The 21,575-nt window shown below is 48.3% G+C and carries 21 protein-coding genes; 7 read left to right on the top strand and 14 right to left on the bottom strand.

What is annotated here, in order from left to right; all coding sequences use genetic code 11:
* Positions 1-218 precede the first annotated feature (218 nt).
* Complete coding sequence (locus tag HNR77_RS21515) at positions 219-1,046, top strand: aldo/keto reductase (RefSeq protein WP_221443948.1); 828 nt, start codon at positions 219-221, stop codon at positions 1,044-1,046.
* A gap of 296 nt (positions 1,047-1,342) precedes the next feature.
* Complete coding sequence (locus tag HNR77_RS21510) at positions 1,343-2,020, top strand: VOC family protein (RefSeq protein WP_184188936.1); 678 nt, start codon at positions 1,343-1,345, stop codon at positions 2,018-2,020.
* 202 nt (positions 2,021-2,222) lie between these two features.
* Here HNR77_RS21510 and HNR77_RS21505 read toward each other — a convergent pair whose 3' ends face one another.
* Positions 2,223-2,681, bottom strand: a complete 459-nt coding sequence (locus HNR77_RS21505; RefSeq protein ID WP_111269332.1) for a cupin domain-containing protein — start codon at positions 2,679-2,681, stop codon at positions 2,223-2,225.
* A 293-nt stretch (positions 2,682-2,974) separates the two neighbouring features.
* Between HNR77_RS21505 and HNR77_RS21500 the strand changes: the two genes are divergently transcribed.
* On the top strand, positions 2,975-3,826 hold the full coding sequence (locus HNR77_RS21500; RefSeq protein WP_145405591.1) for a helix-turn-helix transcriptional regulator: 852 nt from the start codon (positions 2,975-2,977) through the stop codon (positions 3,824-3,826).
* Positions 3,827-3,948: 122 nt separating this feature from the next.
* Here the strand turns inward: HNR77_RS21500 and HNR77_RS21495 are convergent, their stop codons facing one another.
* Entirely contained in the window at positions 3,949-5,562 is a 1,614-nt protein-coding gene (locus HNR77_RS21495; protein WP_184188933.1) for a glycoside hydrolase family 28 protein, read from the bottom strand.
* A 420-nt stretch (positions 5,563-5,982) separates the two neighbouring features.
* Here HNR77_RS21495 and HNR77_RS21490 point away from each other — a divergent pair, with 420 nt between their 5' ends.
* The 3 genes from HNR77_RS21490 to HNR77_RS21480 all read left to right on the top strand — a co-directional run bounded on the left by HNR77_RS21490 (position 5,983) and on the right by HNR77_RS21480 (position 8,380).
* On the top strand, positions 5,983-6,711 hold the full coding sequence (locus tag HNR77_RS21490) for an amino acid ABC transporter ATP-binding protein (protein WP_184188931.1): 729 nt from the start codon (positions 5,983-5,985) through the stop codon (positions 6,709-6,711).
* Positions 6,712-6,781: 70 nt separating this feature from the next.
* Positions 6,782-7,624, top strand: a complete 843-nt coding sequence (locus tag HNR77_RS21485; protein ID WP_397367304.1) for a transporter substrate-binding domain-containing protein — start codon at positions 6,782-6,784, stop codon at positions 7,622-7,624.
* Positions 7,625-7,657: 33 nt separating this feature from the next.
* Positions 7,658-8,380: an amino acid ABC transporter permease gene (locus HNR77_RS21480; RefSeq protein WP_184188928.1), complete on the top strand. Its 723-nt coding sequence runs from the start codon at positions 7,658-7,660 to the stop codon at positions 8,378-8,380.
* A 93-nt stretch (positions 8,381-8,473) separates the two neighbouring features.
* On the opposite strand, the gene HNR77_RS21475 is transcribed toward HNR77_RS21480, so the two are convergent.
* A complete protein-coding gene (locus HNR77_RS21475; RefSeq protein ID WP_184188925.1) occupies positions 8,474-8,689 on the bottom strand; it encodes a hypothetical protein in 216 nt (71 codons plus the stop codon).
* A 62-nt stretch (positions 8,690-8,751) separates the two neighbouring features.
* On the opposite strand from HNR77_RS21475, the gene HNR77_RS21470 reads away from it, so the two are divergent.
* Positions 8,752-9,402 (top strand): amino acid ABC transporter permease, encoded by a 651-nt coding sequence (locus HNR77_RS21470; RefSeq protein ID WP_184188922.1) that lies wholly within the window; start codon positions 8,752-8,754, stop codon positions 9,400-9,402.
* A 632-nt stretch (positions 9,403-10,034) separates the two neighbouring features.
* On the opposite strand, the gene HNR77_RS21465 is transcribed toward HNR77_RS21470, so the two are convergent.
* The 11 genes from HNR77_RS21465 to HNR77_RS21415 all read right to left on the bottom strand — a co-directional run bounded on the left by HNR77_RS21465 (position 10,035) and on the right by HNR77_RS21415 (position 21,261).
* Positions 10,035-10,232: a hypothetical protein gene (locus HNR77_RS21465; RefSeq protein ID WP_184188919.1), complete on the bottom strand. Its 198-nt coding sequence runs from the start codon at positions 10,230-10,232 to the stop codon at positions 10,035-10,037.
* A 60-nt stretch (positions 10,233-10,292) separates the two neighbouring features.
* Positions 10,293-11,648 carry an FAD-dependent oxidoreductase gene (locus HNR77_RS21460; protein ID WP_184188916.1) on the bottom strand — a complete coding sequence of 452 codons (1,356 nt, stop codon included), beginning with the start codon at positions 11,646-11,648 and terminating at the stop codon, positions 10,293-10,295.
* 100 nt (positions 11,649-11,748) lie between these two features.
* Entirely contained in the window at positions 11,749-12,594 is an 846-nt protein-coding gene (locus HNR77_RS21455; protein WP_184189135.1) for a carbohydrate ABC transporter permease, read from the bottom strand.
* Positions 12,587-13,420, bottom strand: coding sequence for a carbohydrate ABC transporter permease (locus HNR77_RS21450; RefSeq protein ID WP_260410761.1), 834 nt, complete (start codon positions 13,418-13,420; stop codon positions 12,587-12,589). The genes HNR77_RS21455 and HNR77_RS21450 overlap by 8 nt, the downstream gene beginning before the upstream one ends.
* A gap of 77 nt (positions 13,421-13,497) precedes the next feature.
* Positions 13,498-14,391: a hypothetical protein gene (locus HNR77_RS21445; RefSeq protein WP_260410752.1), complete on the bottom strand. Its 894-nt coding sequence runs from the start codon at positions 14,389-14,391 to the stop codon at positions 13,498-13,500.
* Positions 14,392-14,735: 344 nt separating this feature from the next.
* Positions 14,736-16,031, bottom strand: coding sequence for an ABC transporter substrate-binding protein (locus tag HNR77_RS21440; RefSeq protein WP_184188910.1), 1,296 nt, complete (start codon positions 16,029-16,031; stop codon positions 14,736-14,738).
* A 103-nt stretch (positions 16,032-16,134) separates the two neighbouring features.
* Positions 16,135-16,911, bottom strand: coding sequence for a response regulator transcription factor (locus HNR77_RS21435; protein ID WP_184188908.1), 777 nt, complete (start codon positions 16,909-16,911; stop codon positions 16,135-16,137).
* A 5-nt stretch (positions 16,912-16,916) separates the two neighbouring features.
* Positions 16,917-18,758, bottom strand: coding sequence for a cache domain-containing sensor histidine kinase (locus HNR77_RS21430; RefSeq protein WP_184188906.1), 1,842 nt, complete (start codon positions 18,756-18,758; stop codon positions 16,917-16,919).
* A 417-nt stretch (positions 18,759-19,175) separates the two neighbouring features.
* Complete coding sequence (locus HNR77_RS21425; protein ID WP_311768657.1) at positions 19,176-19,364, bottom strand: aspartyl-phosphate phosphatase Spo0E family protein; 189 nt, start codon at positions 19,362-19,364, stop codon at positions 19,176-19,178.
* Between the two features lie 416 nt (positions 19,365-19,780).
* Positions 19,781-20,488 carry an ATP-binding cassette domain-containing protein gene (locus HNR77_RS21420; RefSeq protein WP_184188904.1) on the bottom strand — a complete coding sequence of 236 codons (708 nt, stop codon included), beginning with the start codon at positions 20,486-20,488 and terminating at the stop codon, positions 19,781-19,783.
* 11 nt (positions 20,489-20,499) lie between these two features.
* Positions 20,500-21,261: a hypothetical protein gene (locus tag HNR77_RS21415; protein WP_184188902.1), complete on the bottom strand. Its 762-nt coding sequence runs from the start codon at positions 21,259-21,261 to the stop codon at positions 20,500-20,502.
* Positions 21,262-21,575 lie beyond the last annotated feature (314 nt).

Here is a 21,575-nt window from a genome sequence, read left to right as displayed (position 1 = left end):
GCTAAAACCAAACCTGCGGCTGCCGGAAAAGGATAAAACAGGAGTCTTTTCCCCTGTGACCTTACTATGCTTTTTCAAGTGCAGATAAACTTTAGTATAATAAGGGAGGACAGTCCGGTATACATACGATTGACTGCCAGTCTACAGGGTAATAACTTCCCAATTGCAGGGTAATAACATTATGTTGAACCGAAGAATCAAAGGAGGAATGACAGATCATGAAACACGTTCAGGACACAACAACACTTAATAACGGGGTCAAAATGCCTTGGCTTGGGTTTGGCGTATTCAAGGTGAAGGATGGAGACGAGGTCGTAAACGCTGTAAGAACAGCGGTAGAGGCCGGATACCGCAGCATTGATACCGCCAAAGTATACAATAACGAAGCCGGTGTCGCGCAGGGTATTCGTGAAGCCGGTGTTGCCCGTGAGGATCTGTTTATTACAACCAAGGTATGGAACAGTGACCAGGGGTATGAAAGCACGCTCGCTGCCTTCGAAGACAGCATGAAACGTCTGGAGCTTGATTATCTTGATCTCTACCTGATTCACTGGCCTGTCAAAGGCAAGTATAAAGATACCTGGAGAGCACTGGAGAAGTTATATAAAGAAGGACGTGTACGCGCCATTGGCGTAAGCAACTTCCAGACTCATCATCTGGAAGACCTCTTGATGGATGCAACCGTAAAACCCGCTGTCAATCAGGTTGAGCTTCATCCGCTTCTCACCCAGACAGAGCTGCGCGAATACTGCAGCAAACACGAAATCCAGATTGAAGCCTGGTCTCCGCTAGGGCAAGGTCATCTGATGGAGCACCCTTTATTGCAGGACATTGCTGCCAAATACGGCAAGTCCCCGGCACAAGTCATTTTGCGCTGGGACCTTCAGAACGGCATCGTGACCATTCCGAAATCCGTAACGCCTGAGCGTATTCGGGCCAATACCGAGCTGTATGATTTCGAGTTAACTGCTGAGGACATCGAACAAATCAACAGCCTGAACGAGAATAAACGTTTTGGTTCCGATCCTGACAATTTTAATTTCTAAATTATAATGATGTGATAGATTTTATAATCTCAGATGTATTCCATTTAATCACACCCGCCTTCCTTTCTGAAAGAGCGGGTGTTTTGGTATTTTGTGGAGTCCTACCGTCCGATTTGGACTACCGTCTCACTCCATTGCTTGTTCATACCCACGCCCGTTTTCCCAAAGTAAAATTAAAAGTTGTCTCTTCGATTTACGTAATAAATCAAGTGCTGAAGTAGACATCGGAATTGAGCCTATTGAGAAAACCATTGAATATTTTAATCAAGAATAAGTTTAGAAGGAGAGTAACTTGAATGCGTATAAAAGAGGTTAACTTGCTCACAGATCAAATAGAGGCCATGAAGGAGTTTTACGGTACGTTATTGGAGTTGGCGCTGCTGGAGGAGAGTACATCGTCGGTATCGTTCCGCGTAGGAGATTCCATCCTTGGATTACAGGAGGCTTCTGGTCAGGAAAAGCCCTTCTATCATGTCGCTTTCACGATTCCAACGAATACACTCGCTGAAGCCAAGAAGTGGATTCAAGCTCGAAACATCTCTTTGCTTTCCAAGGACAATAAGGATGATTTCTATTTTCCCTACTGGGATGCAACAGCTTTCTATTTCTATGACCCAAGCGGTAATTTGATGGAGTTCATCGCTCACCATTCGTTGGAAAATGCAGTCGAAGATGCCTTTGATTCCAGGCAGCTGCTATGCATTAGCGAGATTGGTCTGCCTGTGGATGATGTTCCTGATACCATAAGCCAAATGAAGGGACAGTATCACCTTGAACCCTTTGCCGGGGATGAAAAACAATTTGCCCCGATCGGTGACGCAGAAGGCATGTTTATTGTCATCGACAAAGAGAAGAAGGCCTGGTTCCCCGACGGGCGTATGCCTGGTGTTTTTGCCACTGAGGTAAAGGTTGCAACGGGGCAGACTGGGAGCATTTCGTTACAGAATGGTTTGTACTCAATTGTTTCGATTTAATTTGGAATGGTGAATTTTATGTGGACAGCTGGATGAGTAGTGACAATCCGAAGTGAGTAGCATACGCCAGCTAAATCTTTACCACGTCTGCAATAAACAGCACAATCACTACGAGCAAAAAATAATAAGAGCTGCTCAAATATCCCGATTCAGATGTCGAACATCTGGAATCGGGATATTTATTTTAGAGTGTCGAATATGCTTACCCTTTGGACACCAGCTTGAAATCATCAAAGTGAAAACCTGGTGCAACGACACAAGTAACCAGCACCGGCTCATCACCTAATGGACGTGCTGTCTGCCATACTCCAGCAGGAACAAGCACTTGCGGAGATTGTCCTGCAGCGATATCCATACCGAGAACAAGCACTTCCTCATTCTCAGGATTCTCGCCGCTGCCGCCCAATTTTAACTCAATTGGACTGCCGCTATGCCATAACCACAGCTCGTCCGACAGCACTGTGTGCCACTCGGAGATTTCATGAGCATGCAGCAGGAAATACGTTGAACTTGCTGAGAAACGCGGACCCGAGTATGCATCTGGCAGAACGGATTGCGGGATTTGATATGATGCCTTCCAAACTTCTTTATACCAACCACCTTCAACGTGCGGCTGCATATCAAGTGCAGCGACGAGCGGTGATAATTCATGTGTTGTCATAACGTCGTTCCTTCCTTCCAACTCGTTTTCGAGGGGCTCCCGATCCGGAGTCTGACCTCGTTCTCCTTACTCTAAAACAACATTCCCGATTTGTCACCTTGACAACCAGATTCCTTACACCCTCGGCCCTTATCCATAAGCCGTTAGGAGTCACCTGCTCTCCATTTTATTTTTGTATCACAAAATTCATGCAGCCCTTAATGATAGCGTTTACAAAAATATGAATTTTCCGTTATGATATGGATATCCACCTAAGAAGCGACTTGAACCCTGAAGTAGAGAGGAGCTGCATAATGAGTCTCATCGAAGATCGGATTGGACCCAAATATCGAATCGGTGAATACGCTTTTACCATTGAACATATGCGAAGACATGACGGGAGCGCAATGCCGCAGCCTCATGCCCATCCTTTTTACGAATTATATTATCTGCTTGAAGGAGAACGGGTCTACTCCATGAATGGACAGATTCTGCCTGCACGCAAAGGTGATCTTGTGCTTATCAACCCGCATGATGTACATACCACCTCCAAAGGTAACAAGCCTGGCTTCGAGCGGATACTCGTCGGATTCTCTCCTGCTTTTGCCACAGGCATGGAGCTGGGAATCTGCGGTCTGCTGCCATTCGAATGCTCCAGTCTGCTGCGCCTTCCCGAGTCCGATCAGCCTGAAATTGAACGTATTCTGTGGAAAATGCTCCAGGAGTGTAAGGAACGGCGGCCGCACTACGAGATTGCTGTCCGAAGCCTGCTGGCTCAGCTGCTTATTCTGATCCATCGAGTTCAAGCGGTTATACGAGAAGCTAATCCAGGCTCCCTGCATCCGATGCAGGACAAGATCAGTGAGATTGTAACCTATGTAAACCAACACTATACGGAACCCCTTACCCTGGAAGGTACGGCAGCCCGCTTCTATATCAGCCCTTCATATCTGAGCCGAATGTTCAGCCGTCTTACGGGGTTTCGATTCAGTGAATACCTGCGGATTGTGCGCGTGCGTGAGGCACAGCGAAGACTGCTTTCGACACAAGAACGTGTACAATTCATTGCCGAGAAGGTTGGCTTCGAGCATACAGCCCATTTTAACAAAACATTCAAACAAGTCACCGGTACAACGCCGCTTCGTTATCGCAAGGAGCATCGGTGAACGACACATCACTAAAACAAAATTCAAAAGGACAGCCGTGCTCCAGCAGGCCCCACTTCCCACTCACGGAGAAGCGACCCCACTTCTGGAGCTACGGCTGTTTATTAACAACGATGAAGCATTTATCTGCGAATGATGACGCCATTTCGAACTTCCGGCCCCACCGAGATCTGCCGACCTTCGGTATCTGCATCCGCTTCCCGGCATACAATACCTGCCGAATCAAGCCCGGTAACCAGCAGCAGCCTGCCATCGGCTCCCATTCCACGAATGCCCTCCAATGCCGCTCCCTTGCAATTATGCAGATGAATGAGCGGGCCTTCCGTAATATGTGCCTGAAGATTCGTAATCTGCAAATGTTTCGCCTGAGCACACTGGACACCAGTGCGAGCTTCAACGCTATACCCTTCAATGCTCACACTGTCCAGAGGCATCTCTGGCAGACCGCTGACAAACAGAGCCGTATCGGCACCAGCACAGACCACATCCGAGATTCGAATGTCTCTGAAGATCGGTGTCTCTTCACTGACCTCCTGCGCCAGATCACCACCCCGTGCAGAACCTTCCTGATTGGCATAGAAAAAGGAAAACGAGATCGCTTCCATAATAATATCCTTCATATAGATACGCTCGATCTGAATATCTTCTACAATACCGCCGCGTCCACGTGCGCTCTTGAAACGCAGACCGATGTCCGTACCGATAAACGTGCAATCCATCACCCGTACATGACGGACTCCGCCTGACATCTCACTTCCGATAACAAAACCGCCGTGACCATGGTACACCGTGCAATCCCGAATTGTGACGTATTCCGATGGCAGTCCAAGCTCACGCCCCTCCGCATCCTTGCCTGACTTCATGCAGATCGCATCATCACCAACATCAAATACACTTTGCTCCACCAGAACATGACGACAGGATTCAATATCAAGCCCATCCCCGTTCTGGGAAAACCATGGATTTCTTACACTCACATTTCGAATCGTTACATGCTCACATGCCCAAGGATGCAGATTCCAGGCAGGTGAGTTCTGGAACGTCGGCCCGTCCAGCAAAACCCGTGTGCAACGGCGCAAACTGACCATGTTTGGACGCAGAAAATCCCGAATGCCTTGGTAAACAGCGACATCAAGAATCTTCTCCCTATGCAGCTTCTCGGCAAGCGCTACGCCATCAAGCGCAGATTGAGAAGGCCACCAGATCTGCTCGTCTTCACCAGCCTGTTCTACAACCCCGCCTGAAGCAAGCAATCTTGTCCACTGGGAAGCAGTCATTTTGGAACGTTTAACCGGACGCCAGGCTTCACCGCCCCCATCCCAGATGCCTTCCCCGGTAATCGCAATATCTTCGAGTCCGTCGGCATCAATAGGAGATTGGCAGCGTACAGCCTGCCAGCCCTCAAAGCTTGATGCAATCAGCGGATATTGGTCAAAATCCCGACTGAAGGTGACCAGTGCCCCGGCCTCTACATGCAGTTCAATCCGGCTGCGAAGCTCAATAGGACCGGTAAGCCACACTCCAGCAGGAATGATAACTCGGCCTCCACCCGCATCAGCACATGCAGCTATAACGAGGCGAAATGCCTCTGTATTATCCGTAACGCCATCTCCAACAGCACCATAATCCGTAATGTGATACTCACGTTCAGGAATAACAGGCAGAGTCACTTCGTAAGCTTGAATATCAGACACGCTGCCTGATCCTGCAGACATTGGGGATTGATATATGTTCATGGTGCGTAATCATCCTCTCTACTGTGGTTATCTCGTTCCATCATATCAACGGCATACTGGTGCAAGGTTGAGCTTTTTTGCCATGTACAGGGTGAACTTGATGTTATTTGTTATATATATGCCTTTCTGATTAAGAAAAAGGACACCAATTAAAGTATACAATATACTTCAATTCCAATGTTTGTAATTCATTTAGAACTATTGATTCATTTTTCTGTCAAGATTCGTCACAAGTTTTCTGTTTACCTAACACATATATAACGTAATTAATGGCTATAGCCCTATAAAAACCATTACTTATGTCATGTTTTATCACAGACTAATTGCTATTGGCAGGATGACTATGTATGATTAAATAACTACTTTGCAATATTTCCTGTTTATTCCTTTTACTATCCATTGTAGAAAGGGTGTGTGTTCTTGATTGAATTCAAAAGTGTCCAAAAGCATTTTGGCCATTTCCACGTCCTCAAAGATATTGATCTTCGTATCGAAGAAGGAGAGGTCGTGGTCATTATCGGACCCTCAGGCTCTGGCAAAAGCACACTGCTCCGCTGTATCAACCGACTGGAAACCATTAGCGACGGCGAGCTCATCGTCAGCGGCATTCCCTTACATCAGAAAAAGGTGGATATCAACCTCTTCCGCCGCGACATCGGCATGGTGTTTCAACATTTCAATCTGTATCCCCACAAAAAAGTCATCGACAACATCACTCTTGCACCCGTAAAAGTACGCAAACAACCCAAAGCCCAGGCAGCAGCAACAGCCATGAAATATCTGGAGCGCGTCGGCATTGCCGATAAAGCAGACAGCTACCCTTCCCAGTTGTCCGGTGGACAGCAGCAGCGTGTAGCCATTGCGAGAGGGCTCGCGATGGAGCCCAAAATTATGCTTTTTGACGAACCCACGTCAGCCCTTGATCCCGAGATGATCGGGGAGGTGCTTGATGTCATGCGTTCCCTTGCCCATAACGGTATGACGATGGTTGTTGTTACACACGAGATGGGCTTTGCCCGTGAGGTAGCCGACCGGGTTATTTTCATGGACGAGGGCCGGATTGTGGAAGAAGCCTCCGCATCGGAGTTTTTTGACAATCCCAGAGAAGAAAGAGCGCAGCAGTTCCTTAGCCGTCTGATCCATCATTAATTTTTTGTTCATCAGAATTTCAATCTTGTTTCACAGGATTTAATCCAATTTCGAAAGGGGTCTTATACGGATGAAACTGAAAAATATATTGAAATGGCCGTCTTTGACGGTAATGTTGGTTCTTATGCTCTCGCTTGTCCTGTCAGGCTGTAACTCTGGCACAGATACACCTTCTGCAAGCGGCGGGGACGATGCAAAAGCCAAAGGAACGATCGAACAGATCAAGGAACGGGGCAAGCTCATTGCAGGTGTGAAATACGACACCAAATTGTTCGGACTCAAAGATCCGGCGAGCGGGAATGTGGAAGGCTTCGATATTGATATAGCGAAGGCGCTGGCCAAGCAGATCCTCGGAGATGAAACAAAGGTGGAGCTGAAGGAGGTCACATCCAAAACACGTATTCCGATGCTGCAGAACGGAGATATCGACATTATCATTGCCACGATGACCATCACGGATGAGCGTAAGGAGCAGGTCGATTTCAGTGATGTATATTTTGAAGCAGGACAGTCTTTGCTGGTGAAAAACGACAGTGACATCGCCGGGCTGGAGAGCCTGGATGGCGTAAAGGTGCTTGCCGTGAAAGGTTCCACGTCGGCACAGAATATTCGCGAAAAGGCACCGAAAGCGGAGGTGCTGGAGTACGACAACTACCAGGATGCCTTCACCGCACTGAAAGCAGGTAAAGGCGAAGCCCTGACAACCGACAATATCATTCTGATCGGTATGCAGCAGACGGACAACAATTACAAGCTGGTTGGCGGCAATTTTACCAGTGAACCGTATGGCATGGCAATCCGTAAAGGGGACACGGCCTTTGTCGAAGAGGTTAACAAAATGCTGAAAGAGCTGAAGGACAGTGGCGAGTATGACACGCTGCATGAGAAGTGGCTCGGCAGCAAGCCTGAGTAACGTTTTTACACCTGGAGAACGGAGGCTCTTGTTATGGGCACATTGGATTTTAGCGTACTGTTCAGGCACTCCGACCGGTTTATTGAAGGATTTCTGAATACGATTCAAGTAAGTGTGATGGCCCTGATTGGCAGCTTTGTGCTGGGGGCCGTTCTAGCAATCTTTCGGATCTCGCCAGTCAAACCTTTGAACTGGTTTGGTACTGCCTTTGTTGAGTTTATCCGCAACATTCCTTTGCTGCTGGTTGTGTTCTTCTTCTATCTTGGACTGCCTGCACTCGGCATTTCCTTGGATGGATTTGTCGCGGGCACACTGGGGTTAACGATCTACACAGCTGTATTCATCGCGGAAGCGATTCGGGCAGGTATTCAGACGGTGCCAAGGGGACAGATGGAAGCGGCACGCTCCTCCGGGCTGTCCTATGTCCAGGCCATGAACCTGGTCATTCTGCCGCAGGCCATCAAAATTGTACTGCCTTCCATCGGCAATCAATTTATCAATCTGGTTAAAAACTCTTCCATCCTGGCGGTTGTAGCCGGTATGGACCTGATGTATTTTGCCGACATTGTAAACTCGGATACGTTCCAGCCGTTAAGTGTATACACCATTGTTGCTTTATTCTATCTGACGCTGACCTTACCGCTCAGCTTTCTGGTGCATTATATGGAACGCAGATTTGGACAGAGTGATGCAGAGGCACGCAAAACCAAAGGCAAACCTGGCAAGAATAAACCCGTCGGGCAGGTTACGATGTAGGATGAATGGGTCGATGATGAATAAGGCTATGAGGCTGAATCGAGGATGATCGCAGCGCTCTTTACGCTGGCGCATGCTTCCAATCCCAGGTTGCTATGACTTTTTCGCACAGCGTGCAGCTCCCAGCACGCACTGCCCTGCTTCATGATAAGAGTGGTCAATCACTGGACATCGTTTCTTGACTCCATCACCGAACAGCATGTTTCGACTCATCTTTGGCTCATCTTTGGCCCATCTTTGACTCATCCAAGTGACTGCCTCTGTATACCGTTCATCCGCTGCAATCTGTTGAATTAAACGATTCGCCATTTGGAATTTCGCTTTGGCATTCATTGAAATTGATATCGCTCACCGAAGGAGGCATCTGATGTATGGATTTCAGCGGGGCCTATGAATGGCCTAACCTTCGTTTCCTGCTGCAAGGATTTTGGGTGACCCTGCAAGTCGCGGGGTTATCCATTGTGTTCAGCTTTATACTGGGTACATTGCTCGGAACGCTGCGTTATACACGTATTCCCGTCCTCTCACAGATTGTCGCTGTCATCGTGGACACCATTCGGAACCTGCCATTGCTGCTAATCATCTTTTTTATCCATATCGTACTGCCTCAGCTTGGTATCAAAATGCCAGCTTTCTGGTCCACAGTCGTGGGACTGAGTCTGTTTGAAGGCGCCATGATCGCAGAAATTGTGCGAAGCGGACTCAAGTCAGTAGAGCGCGGTCAGGTGGAAGCGGCCCGTTCCTCCGGCCTAAGCTACATGCAGACACTCAGCAGCATCATTATGCCGCAGGCTCTGCGCCGCATGTCTCCGCCAATGGTCAGCCAATTCATCTCACTGCTCAAGGATACATCACTGGCCATCATTATCTCCTTGCCGGAGTTGATGCGCAATGTGCAGATCCTTGGTGGTCAAAGCTTCGATTACATTATCCCGGCGTTGCTGCTGGCAGCAGTGCTTTATTTCATCATCAACTACTCCCTCTCCATCGTTGCAAGAAGGCTTGAAGCACGTATGAATTAGTGAGGAAGCGAAGTTACTCCGTTAAATGGCTGGCAGGCTGGAATTCTAACGATTCGAGATGACCTTATCTAGCCCGTTTGCAGGTATTTTGAAATCTAACGATTCGTACAAAGCTTATTTCGCTGATTATCCCCATTTCACAGGAGTTTCGGCCACTTTTCAGCGAAATAACGTTGCTAGGAATCGTTAGATTTTTCATGCCCGCCTTTTTGCCCAAATAAGGCTTCTGGGAATCGTTAGCGTTCTGCTACTCCCAATGGTTGCCACTGGTTGTCTTGTTCTTCGCTTTCGACCCTCCCCTTTGCCCCCTCGATCCTGCCTTACTGTCTTACTGTCTTACTGCCTTACTGTCTTCTCCCTCCTGCCTGCCATTCTACTTCCTCTTTTTTTCTACTTCCTCTCTTTTCTTGCTTTCTCTCTTTCCCTTATTTCCTGCTTTCTCTCTTTTGTTCGTTACCTCTTTTCCTCCCCGCACCCTTACATCACATCCTCGTTTTTTATATTTTCCCCTCCCAACATCCACCCACCCATCCTTCCATCCTTCCCACGTTCCTTAAGCCTCTTTCCTCCGTACACTCTTCACCCCGCATACATACATACATACATACATACATACATACATACATACATACTTAAATACATACCTCATTCGTTCTTCGCTTCGTCCCTTCGCTCTTTGCTTCTTTCATTCCTTCGCTCTCCGCTTCTTTCATTCTTTCTTCTTTGCTCGTTCGTTCCTTCCTTGATTCCTTCATTCCTTCGTTCCTTCCTTGATTCTCTACCACGTCCTCCCTCAGTTCCTCCCACCTCTCGCTCTGTCTAATGATCATCTCATTTCCATCCCGTTTTCCTCCCGCTCTCATCTCGTTCTCACCTCAGAACGCTACAACTCAGATCGCTGCACCACTGCGTCGCAGCTCCGTCTGCAACAGCGATATGGGCAGCATCGCAGGAGCAAGCTTCAGCTTCACTGCCAAAGCAGCCGCTGTGCCCGCAGCCTCTCCCGTTGCCATGCAGCTTGGGGTCAGTCTGGTGGTCGCATGGGCCTCATGTGTCGTAGAGATACATCGTCCTGCAGCCAGCAGATTGCTTATATTTTGCGAAAGGAGACAACGATATGGAATGTCATATGCTCCGTCACCCTGGATAAACGCCGCTGTCACGCCTTGCCCGGACGGATCATGAATATCAACAGGATAGCCACTTCTGGCGATCACATCGTCGAACTTCCGACCTGCAACCACATCCTCCTGCGTCAGCGCATAATGCCCGATCACACGCCTGGATTCCCGAATACCAATCTGTGGTGCAACAGCAGAGATGGAAGCCCGCTCGAACCCCGGAACGTCACGGCGCAGAAACTCGGCAATCATTAACACCTGCTTTCGCCCTTCCTGCTCTGCCACTGTCAAATCCATAACATCTGTTGCGTCCAGCCCCTGCACCCGGGTGCAGTTAATTAACACCTCATCTTCAGCTGGCCCGGTAAAAAATAAAACCTGATCGCGCCGAATCGGCACCGCCGCTTTCTTCCAATGCGAGTAGAAGCCGCTCACACCCGTTAACGGGATCGTGTCCAGCTCGGCAAAGGGCGTTTTCTCATAAAAATCCTCAGGATGCTCCTGCATGTACTGCTTCACACGCTCAAGATTCACACCACGCATGCGAAATTTCATGGTCATCGGCTGAGACTGGCTGTCTTCCTCCCGTCCCTTCGCTATAGCAGCACCAGCCAGATAAGCCACATCTGCATCACCACTCGCATCGACAAACACTTTCGCCTGAAGCTCCAGCTGACCGGATTTACTCGTCACTCGCACACCTTCTACCCGGTCGTCTACTACAGCAACGTCATCCACGAAGCTGTGCAGCAACAGCCGCACACCCGCTTCCTTCAGCATCTCTGCCGCAACCACCTGATAGACTGCCGGATCATATGGTGTCACACTGTGCACAAAACCAACCGTATCCCGCAGATGCCCCGGCGAACCTCCGCATGCCTGCAAGCGATCTACAATCTCCTGGGCAATCCCCCGAATGACCTGCTCACCCTGCTCCGTATGAAACGTCATCCACGGATAAACCATAGCGGCCGTTGACATCCCGCCCACGAAGCCGTAGCGTTCTATCAGCACAACGCGAGCACCCTGCCTTCCGGCGGCAATTGCCGCCGCTATTCCTGCTGGACCACCGCCAACGACGATTACATCCGATGACTCCCTTTTTACACGCTTATGCTCACCCATATGTTACCTCCCCTTTCCGCTTCTACTCCCTACTCCTGCTCCTACTTCCTACTTACTTATTCAGTCCCTCCAATCCACTTCCTCAATTCTGTCATCTCGCCTATTCCTTCAGCCCCGTCATCGCCACTCCCTCAATGAAACGCCGCTGTGCCAGAAAAAAAACAATTAATAGCGGCACGGTCGCCATCACGGTTGCACTCATTAAATACTGCCAGGCCGTTCCCACCTCATCCGTAAACAGGGACAACCCCAGCGGCAGCGTCATCAGCTCTCTCGAATTGATAAAAATCAACGGATCAAAGAATTCATTCCAGCTCGTCACAAATGTAAAAATAGTCAGCGTCGCCATACCCGGCTTGGCCAGGGGCAGCATAATCTGCGCGTAAATCCGGTACCGACTGCAGCCGTCAATCATTGCCGCTTCCTCCAGCTCAGTAGGCACCGTAAGGAAAAACTGCCGCATGACAAAGATGCCAAACACACCCCCAGCGCCAAAGATCGGCAGTAAAATCAGCGGAAGATGTGTATCAATCCAGCCCAGCTGCCGCATAAACAAGAACATCGGAATCGCAGTCACCTCATGCGGAATCATCATTGCACTCAGCAGGATGAGAAAGACCACATTCCGTCCCTTAAACGGAATCTTGGCAAAGGCATAGCCCGCAAGGGAGGCAAAAAACACCGTCCCAAGCACCACTAAGGCAGAGATATACACACTGTTCCCGTAAAAACGGTGAAATGGAATCAATCGAAACACATCGATATAATTCTGAAATTGCAAACTGTCCGGTATCCACTGCGGCGGATAGGTAAATATGTTTTGCGGTTCCTTGAGGGATGTCGAGATCATCCAGATCAACGGAACAATCATAATCAGCGAAACCACTGTTAGTACAACATATGTGCCCGCAGCGGTTCCAAACCTCCGGCCTGTCAATCTAGGCATCGCCTTCACCAAATACCCACCTCTTTCGGAGCTGCCATTGCAGCAGCGTCAGAATTAGTACAATCAGGAACAGCACATATGCGAGGGACGAGGCATAGCCGAATTGAAACAGCTTGAACGCTTTTTCCCAGATGTAATAGACCAGAACCTTCGTGCTGTTGCTCGGCCCGCCTTGGGTCATCACATAAATCTGTCCAAATACTTTGAGCGACCCAATGACAGTCATCACTACGGTCAGAAATACGGTCGGCGTAATCATAGGCAGGGTGACGTTGAAAAAAGAAGCCCTTCGACCCGCGCCATCCAGTGTCGCCGCTTCATAAAGAGAACGCGGGACTTGCTGAAGTGCTGCAATAAACAGCACCATATTCAGTCCGACATTTTTTAGCACACTGGTCACGATGACCGCCGGCATCGCCAGACTCGGATCGTATAACCAGGCTGGCCCCTTGATGCCCATCATCATCAGCAGCTGGTTAATTAATCCCGACTCTGTCGCGTACATCAGCTTCCACACGATCGCCCAGACAATTAATGACGTCATGACTGGCACAAAAATGGCCGTTCTGAACAAACCAATGCCCCGAAGGCTTTTGGAAAGCAGCAAAGCGAGCAGCAGAGCAAGTACAATATTCAGCGGTACCAGACCTGCCGTAAAGTAAACCGTATTGCCAAGCACTTCCCAGAACATAGCGTCCGTCATAATAGCCCGGTAATTGTCCAGTCCGATAAAATGATGATCCCCGAGCAGCGGCCAATCCGTCAGGCTCATATAAAAAGCAAGCCCCATCGGGAACAAGAGCAGCAGGGTAAAACCCAGCACCATCGGTGAAATAAACAGCCAGCCGGCAATCTGGGCTTCTCTGGCAAGCGGCCCTCCGCGCCTCAGCTTGTTAGAGCGGCTCACGACCCGTCCCTCCCTGAACCCGAACCATCCGAAAGTTTCGTAGGATCGGAATGGTCCATATGTCCAGCAAAAGATGATTTTGGGACAGAATGGCCGGCAGTCAACAAATCAGGAACAGACTGTTCCGATCCCGAAGGCTCCTTTTGCCCCAGACGATCTATCGCATTGCGGAAGCTGCTCACGGCTCTGCGCAGCTGATCCTCCGTCTTACCTGTGACGATGGCCCCGAGCATAATAGCCTTGATGCCGCTATGGTGCAGCACCGGCACATCCTCCGGCACCAGCTTGCGCTGGGAAGGAACCAGTACCGGCACCCCGGCCTTCAGAACAAGCTGCCGATAGTGAAGCACATCCGCGAAGCTTAGCGGCGTTCCGTATTCTTTGCCGGGTACAATTGAGGCCTCCAGCGCAGTGAAACCAAAGTGCGCAGCCGATTCCACAAGAGACACATCATAAGCATCGTTAATTGCAAACGTAGCTTCCATCCCCGGATCATGCAGCATAAAGGACGGCAGATGATGCGCATAGATCGAATAAAAGTTAAAGCCCAGACCGGCCAGGCGCTCCACATCCTCCCTGCGTGTTCCTTCAATGCTCCCTGATGGCACAACGCCGAACGGCCCTCCGAACTCTGAACGGATTGCACGAAATACCTCGGTGTATTCATCCAGCGGACCAAAATGGTTTCCACTGGCGCGATGCCCCACATTATAGTGAACCTTCAGTGCATCTGCGCCTTCCTCCTGTGCTGCCCGAGCCAGTATGAGATCATTCCCGGGCAGACTGACGATGAGTGACAGCGGTTTGTGAGCCAGCATCGTCTGTAATCGCGCCGTCTTTGAAATGTCCTCTCTATCCCAGAGATGAACAGCCTTTTGCGAATTCTGCATAATCTTGCACCTCCTGTGTCTGTTTCGTCTCCTGTGTCCGTTCTTCTTCTGGTCTGTTCTTCTTCTGTGTCTGTTCTTCTTCTGGTCTGTTCCGTCTGCTGCGGCAGCTGTACCTTTTGCATATCTGGCGGCGGCTTTGTCCGCCCAGGCCGCTCCTCATTTTCCTTTTACGATCTTTTACGATCTTTTACGATCTTTTACAATCTGTTACGACTTTTACGGTCTGTTACGATCTGTTCATCTCTCCAATATGTCCTGCTTTTTCTGCCTTGTTTTACGATTTTTCGTTTTGTCCTGGCTATGTCTCGTTACATCTATGACTTGTCACTGCTTTCACTGCCATTTCAGGGCTGTAGTATTTGCTGTACCTCAGCTTGCATCTGCTTGAGATTATCCTCGGGAGCCGCTGTCCGAGCGAATAACCGATCAAATCCTTGCAGCACCGCATTATCAATATCCTGCCAGCGAATATGCCCTGGAATCAGCCGCGCTTTTGGCATCTCATCAATAACAGCCTGCACGATATGCTCCTTGCTCGGATTGTTAGGCTGCTGGATGAAGGCATCAGAGTTCAGCACCGATGTACGTGCAGGCACAAAATACGTAGCGGTCGCCTGAGTCCCCTGTTCATTGGCAAAATACTTCAGCAGCTTCTTCGTCTCCTCCGGGTGTTTGCTATCGTTAAACATCGCATATCCCGCCTGCCCCAGCATCGGTACACTGCCCTGTGAGCCGGACGGCATAGGTGCAATGCTCCATTCAAAATCCTTAATCTCCCTTGCTTTGGACACATAGCTGTAGTTATCGAAGAACATGCCCACATTGCCTGCATCAAAGCTCACCTGCTCGCCCGCTTTCGGGTGAGATTCGTCGGTAAACATCATGCGCTCCAGCATAGCAAAGGTCTGTACACCGTACTCATCATTCCACGTAAACGCTGTCATATCTTCGTTGAATGGCCCGCTTCCATTCGACCAGGAGTAAGAGGAAAGCACCGCCCAAGTCTTCCAGTCCCGAAAAAAGTTAGCCCCATAGATGCGATTCGCCGCATCCTTGCTGGTAATCGCTTTGGCAGAAGCCTCAAACTGCTCCCACGTCCACTCTCCTTTGGCAGCCAGCGTGTTCGGATCGGTCAGCCCGGCCTTGTCAAACAGCGTTTTATTATAAAACATCACCACCGGCGGTGTGGAAAACGGCAAGCCTAACAGTTGATCTCCCTCACGGAAGAGATCCAGCGTGCTGGGAATGTAATCGTCCAGCTTAAACTGTGCATCATCCTTGAACGCCGACACGTCGGCCAGGATGTGATTGGACTTGAACTGCGGTATCATGCGCTCCGATACCCAGGCCAGATCGGGCAGCGAGCCACCAGCAGCAAGCACCGATATTTTCTGCTGATAATCGGCAAATGGTACAGATTCCATCGTTACCTTGATGCCTGGATTTTCTTTTGTAAAGCCATCAATCAGCTTGTTGTACACATCAATGTGTGCCTGGTTGCCCCACATCATGAACTTCAGCTCTACCTTGTCGCTATCTCCGCCAGAGGCGTTAGAGTTACCCGCCTTTTCACTGCTTGTGCACCCGATTAGCGCGGTAATCATAAGTAAGAGAATCAGCGTCAGTCCTGCTTTTTTCATGAAAAATCCCCCTTATGGACGTTATAGTATTCCTGTGCCACCCCAGTATATCGAAAGCGCTGCTTGCTCCTAAATCACGTCAGTTGCAGAAATGGTACGGAATTTAAAGAGGTTTTTTCGAACTGTATCCATCACGATACTCCCCTGCCGTACATCCCGCCTGTTGCTTGAACACCAGCATGAAATGTTTGGGACTATGATACCCCGATAACCTGGCAACGTCATAGATTTTGAGCCCTGTGTTGACCAGCAGCCATTTCGCTCGCTCCATTCGTGCCTCTGCGATGTAATCCGAGTAGTTGATGCCTGTCTCGGTTTTGAACAGCTGGCTCAGATAGGTCGGGTTCAGGTTGACCAGTGCAGCCATCGTCTGGAGCCGCAGATCACCATCGGGATGCTGGTGGATATGCTCCTTCACGATGCGAATAATTTTGCGAGGTTCCCCGTGATCCGGCTCTGCTGCGCAAGAGGATTCTGATATCGGAAGTGTAGAGCGGCCGTATCTGCGGTCGAGCAGCGATTGCATTTTTTGCAGACATTTTACCAGCTCATGACGTTCGATTGGCTTCAGCAGATAACTTAATACCCCGTGCTCCATCGCCCTGCGTGCATATTCAAACTCACCGTACCCGCTGATGATAAGCATCAGCAGATCAGGGTACATCTCTCTTGCCAGCGAAACCAGCGTCAACCCATCCATCTCGCGCATACGGATATCGGTGATTAATACATCGGGCACTTCGCAGCGCAGCACCTGCAGCGCCTCCGTCCCACTTGCTGCTTCCCCTACCACCTCAAACTGGGGTGAGGCCTGTACAATCAGCTCCCGTAATCCCTGACGGATCACCGTCTCATCTTCGACAAGCAGCACTTTATACATGTGTTTTAATCCCCTTTCGGTTGAAGGTGAATGGATAATGTCACAACCAGTCCTTGTCCAGGGCTTCCATCAACACTTAGTCCGCTGTCTTCCCCATATATCAAACGAAGCCTTTGAGCGATATTATGCAGCCCCAGACTATCCCCGGCGTGGCGATGCAAAACGGGATTGCTGGGTTGGGGGTGATCCATGCTCTGTCCAGAGACAAAAGCATTCAAGCGATCCAGCTCGTCCTGCTTCATGCCTTTGCCGTTATCCCGAACACTGATGAGCAGTTCCTGATCGAATAAAACGGCAGATACCCAGATCATACCGCCATTATTACCACCCGTGCTGCCGCCTGCTAGCCGTCCTTCAATCCCGTGGCAGATTGCATTTTCCACCAGCGGCTGCAGCAGCAGCTTGGGAATCGGACAGTCATGAACCTCCTCTTCGATGTCATAGATGATCTCCAGTTCACCGTTGTAACGCACCTGTTGAATTCGCACATAGGCATCGACAAATGCCAGCTCTTCCCGAAGGGGCACCATGCGATCCGCCTTATCTATGGTGTATCGCAGCAGCTTGCCAAGCGCCGTCACCATTGCAGATACCTCTTCATGTCTCTCACGGATAGCCATCATGTTAATGGACTCCAACGTGTTGTATATAAAATGAGGGTTAATCTGGCTCTGCAGTGCCGACAGTTCTGCCTCACGTTCCTGAATTTCGAGTAAATACACTTCACGGAACAGGCGATGAATCTCCTCCATCATACGGTTAAACCCTCGGCTGATCTGCCCAAGCTCGTCATTGCTGTAATGGGCAACCCGCTGGCTGAAATCACCCTGCTCCACACGAATCATGTGCTGTTTCAAGCGAATGAGCGGACGGGTAACCCTGTAAGATATCAGCACAGCAAGGGTCGCTACAGCCGTCATACATAGCAGTGCCAGTCCCATGGTGAAGGTAAGCATCTCCCTGGATTCCTTCTGAATAACAGCTATGGGCGTCAGGCTGATCACGGACAACCCGGAATACCCCGAAACATGCCTTACATGGAGATAGGACTGTCCATCCAGTTCTAGCTTTTGGTTCTCTGCATCATTCTTAAATTTTCCCTGAGATAATAAAGGCCCGTAAGCAAACAGCCCTTCTGTAGAAGCTCGCTCGAAAATAAGACGCTGCTGGCTGTCCACAATCATCAGGCTTGCCTTTTGCTCAAAATTCAGATTGGACAGCAGCTGCCCAAAGGCATCCGGGCGAATATCAATTAAAATGTAACCCAGCCGCCGAAGCGTGCCCGGATCACGCAGTTCTCTACCCACAGTGATGTATTGTACTTCCTGCTCACCTGCGTAATAGCCGGGGACATGTGGAGGAAGCAAGCGCCATTTTCCTTCCGTATCCCCAAGCTCGGCAAACCAGCTCTCCCGGCTCCCGTCCCAGACCGGTTTCACCGCAAGCGAGTCCAGATTGGAGAACAGGATACCGCTATTGCTCAGCAGATGAATGCCCCGAATCTCCGGGCGGTCATAGGCTTGAGCTGACGTGTACAGCTTCATTTTCAGATAATCATCCGACTTCGCCCACCTCCCTGAACCCATCGGGCCATCGTACTCTCGTAAAATATCAAGCACCGTCTGGTCATAGAGCGGCAAGAGCGACAAACGCTCGAAGTCCTTAAGCATCCGGTTCAGATTGGTATTGATCTGGCGCACCATATCGATGGTGAACTGCTCCGTCTTGCGATCCAGCGTCTGCGAAAAATGCGCGTAGCTCATCCCCCCCTGCAAGCTTAGCGGCAGCAGCGTCAGTGCCAGGAAGAGAAGCAGCAGCCTGGAGCGCAGATTCATGCTTTTTCGCATAGAGCTGAAGCCAAAGAAACCTCGAATAGAACGCAAAGCGCATTTGCAGCTGAAAGCATGCCTGAAACAGGTAAAGCGAAGCTTCCTGATGTAGTCCTGCAGCCTTTTTATCATGTTCATGTATCCTCCTCGCTGAGTTATTGTATGTGACCTCGCCGTGATTCCATGAGATCATTCAAATGGTTCATTCAATGCCACATTCAGAACGAATTGAGGTCATCATATCCAGTGTAGAGTCCTGCTCGCTATCCTGTAAGCTCTGGATTTGGTACGAGTTTTCAAGAAAAGATGCGGATTGAGGCAGACGCTTTGGGAAGTTTGGGGAAGAGATAGGCATACGGTTCGAGACAACACCAAAGAGCCGACTGCAAAATTGCAGCCGACTCCTTCGTTACACACATCAAAAAACCGACTGCATTACGCAGTCGGCTGTCTCTTCATATAACGCTTTTTATATTGAAATCGGTAATATTCATTGATCAATTCATCCAAAACCATGGACTGCTCGAGGACTTTATTATCCTGCATGCCATGATTCTCCGCCAAGCGACGTAACTCCTGTCTATTTCGCTCAATTCGATCTTTGATCTGCATCGGTTCACCCACAGCATGCACCCCCTCTTTCTTTCTACATCATTTTAGGATACATTGCTAAAAAATTCATATTTTATTCCTTTGCAAAGTCAAATGATTGTTTGCAAGGTAGTTTCATAAAATTTAAATTAATTCAAATCTCCTTATTGTATGATAATCAAAACAAAAAGAAATAGACCGCCCCGCTAAGGTAATGGTCTACTTCAGGTACCTATGCACAGCCACCGCGCTTAGAAGCGGCTGTTGTGAAGAGTAGGGATGTTAGCGCATCCTTGCTCTTTTTTTATTATCTCCAGTCTAGCACAGTTTGTTGCATATTTAACTCTTTACTAGTAATTATTGTCGCTCAATTTTGAGTAAAAGGGCAGTGATATAAGCATGTATTGTGCATAAAGGTTTATTACATCTTTAATGGCACACACCTCTCCCTACTTCACCTGCTCCAAAAACGCTAAGTCAGGATTCACTCCATCTCCCATTTCAATAAATGTATCATATGACCCACTAAAGGTTATTTTACCTTGATGAATAAAATGCAGAACACATTGGATATTTGCAATATCCTGCAAGTGATGGTTCGAGACCAGTACAGTGCACTCATTATGGAGTGCCAGCTTTTCGATCCTTTTTAAAATATGATAACGCATTTCAGGATCGATTCCCGCCAATGGTTCATCGAAGATGTACAATTTTCTCTTCATTAATGTGATTGCCAGAATACACAGATAACGTCTCTCCCCAACAGATAGTTGCCCAAACTCCATATTCCATACTCGCTGTACCAAATCAACCTCAGCTGGACTCATAGCTTCATCTACATAAGGTTCATTATTCACTTCAATACGGTTGGAGTGGTCAGAGTATAGAAAAAAGCGAAACAAATCCTTGGCCTTCAAGGTTAAAGGAAATAACAAGCCCTGTAGCTGGTATATGATTTCCTTCTCATCAGGGATACCTTGTATTTCTGACGGGCGTTTTATCACATTCGCGATCAAATCAAATAATGTCGTTTTGCCAGAACCATTTTTGCCAATGATCATATTAACGGTCTGTTCGGGAAACTCCACATGTAAATGATCCAGATTTTTGCGAGAGGCTTTGGGATAAGAAAAGCTCAAATCTTCAATTTTAATCATAGATCCTCCTGCTATGTCCGATGTGTTCTGGATATGACTTTCACAAACTTGAGTGCGATAAGTCCGCAGGTAACATAACAAAGTGTGATAAAGCTCATGTTGATCAGACTCAAATGTGGGAACGGGCTATCCATAAACCATTCTGCTAATAAAAAAGTTAGATTTCTTACGTATTCCATAGGGTTGATGAACACCAGAAGTAGACCATACTCTGTTGAATACGCCAGTCCCTTTGCAGATAGAAAAAACATGACCAGTAAACTCATACTGACCACCGCATTCAGCGACTCCTGCCTTACTGGAAGAAGCATGAGGATAAGCGTTAATAAAATGACCATTACAGACCCCAATATACAGCTTGTTAAAGACACGGCGAGAAACAAAGCAACCTGTCCAAAGCTACCCAGGAATATCACTCCCGATACTAGCGAGAAAAGAAGAATGGTCAAGAACAGAAAACCAATTTGGTTCAGAGCTTTTCCCCAGATAATAGGATATTTACTACCCGAGATAAATTTGAACATCTTGAAAAAACCGCTCTCCCTTAAAGAGATCAGGTTGGTCGTCACATCAATGGACATCACAAAAATAATATATGAAACAAATACACTCGTTTGGATATAGAACTCATTGATCTCAGGCCCCTGAGTAAACCATTGATAATTAAAAATAAAAAACGCAATGAGGGGAAATAACAGATACCATACGAATGCTACTTTGTTGCTTAACATCATTTTAGTAAACAGGCGGAAGTATTCACGAGTTATTTTCAAAATACAACCTCCAATTGATCCTTGATAATTAAACTGAGAAATACAATACATCAATTGCATGCTCTGTAATATTATAGAGGTTGCTACAAAAACACCTAGAACAACTTCAATAAAATAAAGCTGGATAGTATAGAAATTATTCTGTTAGATGATTTTCAACTACAAAGAGACCTAAAATCACATGTATGGACTTTAGGTCTTTAGTGTTAAATATTTATTAACACGCGTGTTGAATATCTAATTTATGTAAATTTATTTTGCTGAAACACCGAACTTAAAAAATGTTCATGTTGCATCACCAGTCGCCATTCGGC

This window comes from Paenibacillus sp. JGP012 (assembly GCF_014203995.1).
GTDB classification, from domain to species: Bacteria; Bacillota; Bacilli; order Paenibacillales; family Paenibacillaceae; genus Paenibacillus; species Paenibacillus silvae.
Note: the sequence above shows the minus strand (reverse complement) of the source record. Positions and strands in the feature narration are given on the sequence as shown.

What these genes read in the sequence shown, in the direction of transcription:
- HNR77_RS21475 (WP_184188925.1), bottom strand. Translation starts at nt 8,689, where the DNA reads ATGGCGAATCGTTTAATTCAACAGATTGCAGCGGATGAACGGTATACA.
- HNR77_RS21435 (WP_184188908.1), bottom strand. Translation starts at nt 16,911, where the DNA reads ATGTATAAAGTGCTGCTTGTCGAAGATGAGACGGTGATCCGTCAGGGA.
- HNR77_RS21480 (WP_184188928.1), top strand. Translation starts at nt 7,658, where the DNA reads ATGGGCACATTGGATTTTAGCGTACTGTTCAGGCACTCCGACCGGTTT.
- HNR77_RS21450 (WP_260410761.1), bottom strand. Translation starts at nt 13,420, where the DNA reads ATGGTGCTGGGTTTTACCCTGCTGCTCTTGTTCCCGATGGGGCTTGCT.
- HNR77_RS21445 (WP_260410752.1), bottom strand. Translation starts at nt 14,391, where the DNA reads ATGCAGAATTCGCAAAAGGCTGTTCATCTCTGGGATAGAGAGGACATT.
- HNR77_RS21495 (WP_184188933.1), bottom strand. Translation starts at nt 5,562, where the DNA reads ATGAACATATATCAATCCCCAATGTCTGCAGGATCAGGCAGCGTGTCT.
- HNR77_RS21440 (WP_184188910.1), bottom strand. Translation starts at nt 16,031, where the DNA reads ATGAAAAAAGCAGGACTGACGCTGATTCTCTTACTTATGATTACCGCG.
- HNR77_RS21505 (WP_111269332.1), bottom strand. Translation starts at nt 2,681, where the DNA reads ATGACAACACATGAATTATCACCGCTCGTCGCTGCACTTGATATGCAG.
- HNR77_RS21500 (WP_145405591.1), top strand. Translation starts at nt 2,975, where the DNA reads ATGAGTCTCATCGAAGATCGGATTGGACCCAAATATCGAATCGGTGAA.
- HNR77_RS21485 (WP_397367304.1), top strand. Translation starts at nt 6,782, where the DNA reads ATGAAACTGAAAAATATATTGAAATGGCCGTCTTTGACGGTAATGTTG.
- HNR77_RS21430 (WP_184188906.1), bottom strand. Translation starts at nt 18,758, where the DNA reads ATGCGAAAAAGCATGAATCTGCGCTCCAGGCTGCTGCTTCTCTTCCTG.
- HNR77_RS21455 (WP_184189135.1), bottom strand. Translation starts at nt 12,594, where the DNA reads ATGCCTAGATTGACAGGCCGGAGGTTTGGAACCGCTGCGGGCACATAT.
- HNR77_RS21515 (WP_221443948.1), top strand. Translation starts at nt 219, where the DNA reads ATGAAACACGTTCAGGACACAACAACACTTAATAACGGGGTCAAAATG.
- HNR77_RS21420 (WP_184188904.1), bottom strand. Translation starts at nt 20,488, where the DNA reads ATGATTAAAATTGAAGATTTGAGCTTTTCTTATCCCAAAGCCTCTCGC.
- HNR77_RS21510 (WP_184188936.1), top strand. Translation starts at nt 1,343, where the DNA reads ATGCGTATAAAAGAGGTTAACTTGCTCACAGATCAAATAGAGGCCATG.
- HNR77_RS21465 (WP_184188919.1), bottom strand. Translation starts at nt 10,232, where the DNA reads ATGATCATTAGACAGAGCGAGAGGTGGGAGGAACTGAGGGAGGACGTG.
- HNR77_RS21460 (WP_184188916.1), bottom strand. Translation starts at nt 11,648, where the DNA reads ATGGGTGAGCATAAGCGTGTAAAAAGGGAGTCATCGGATGTAATCGTC.
- HNR77_RS21470 (WP_184188922.1), top strand. Translation starts at nt 8,752, where the DNA reads ATGGATTTCAGCGGGGCCTATGAATGGCCTAACCTTCGTTTCCTGCTG.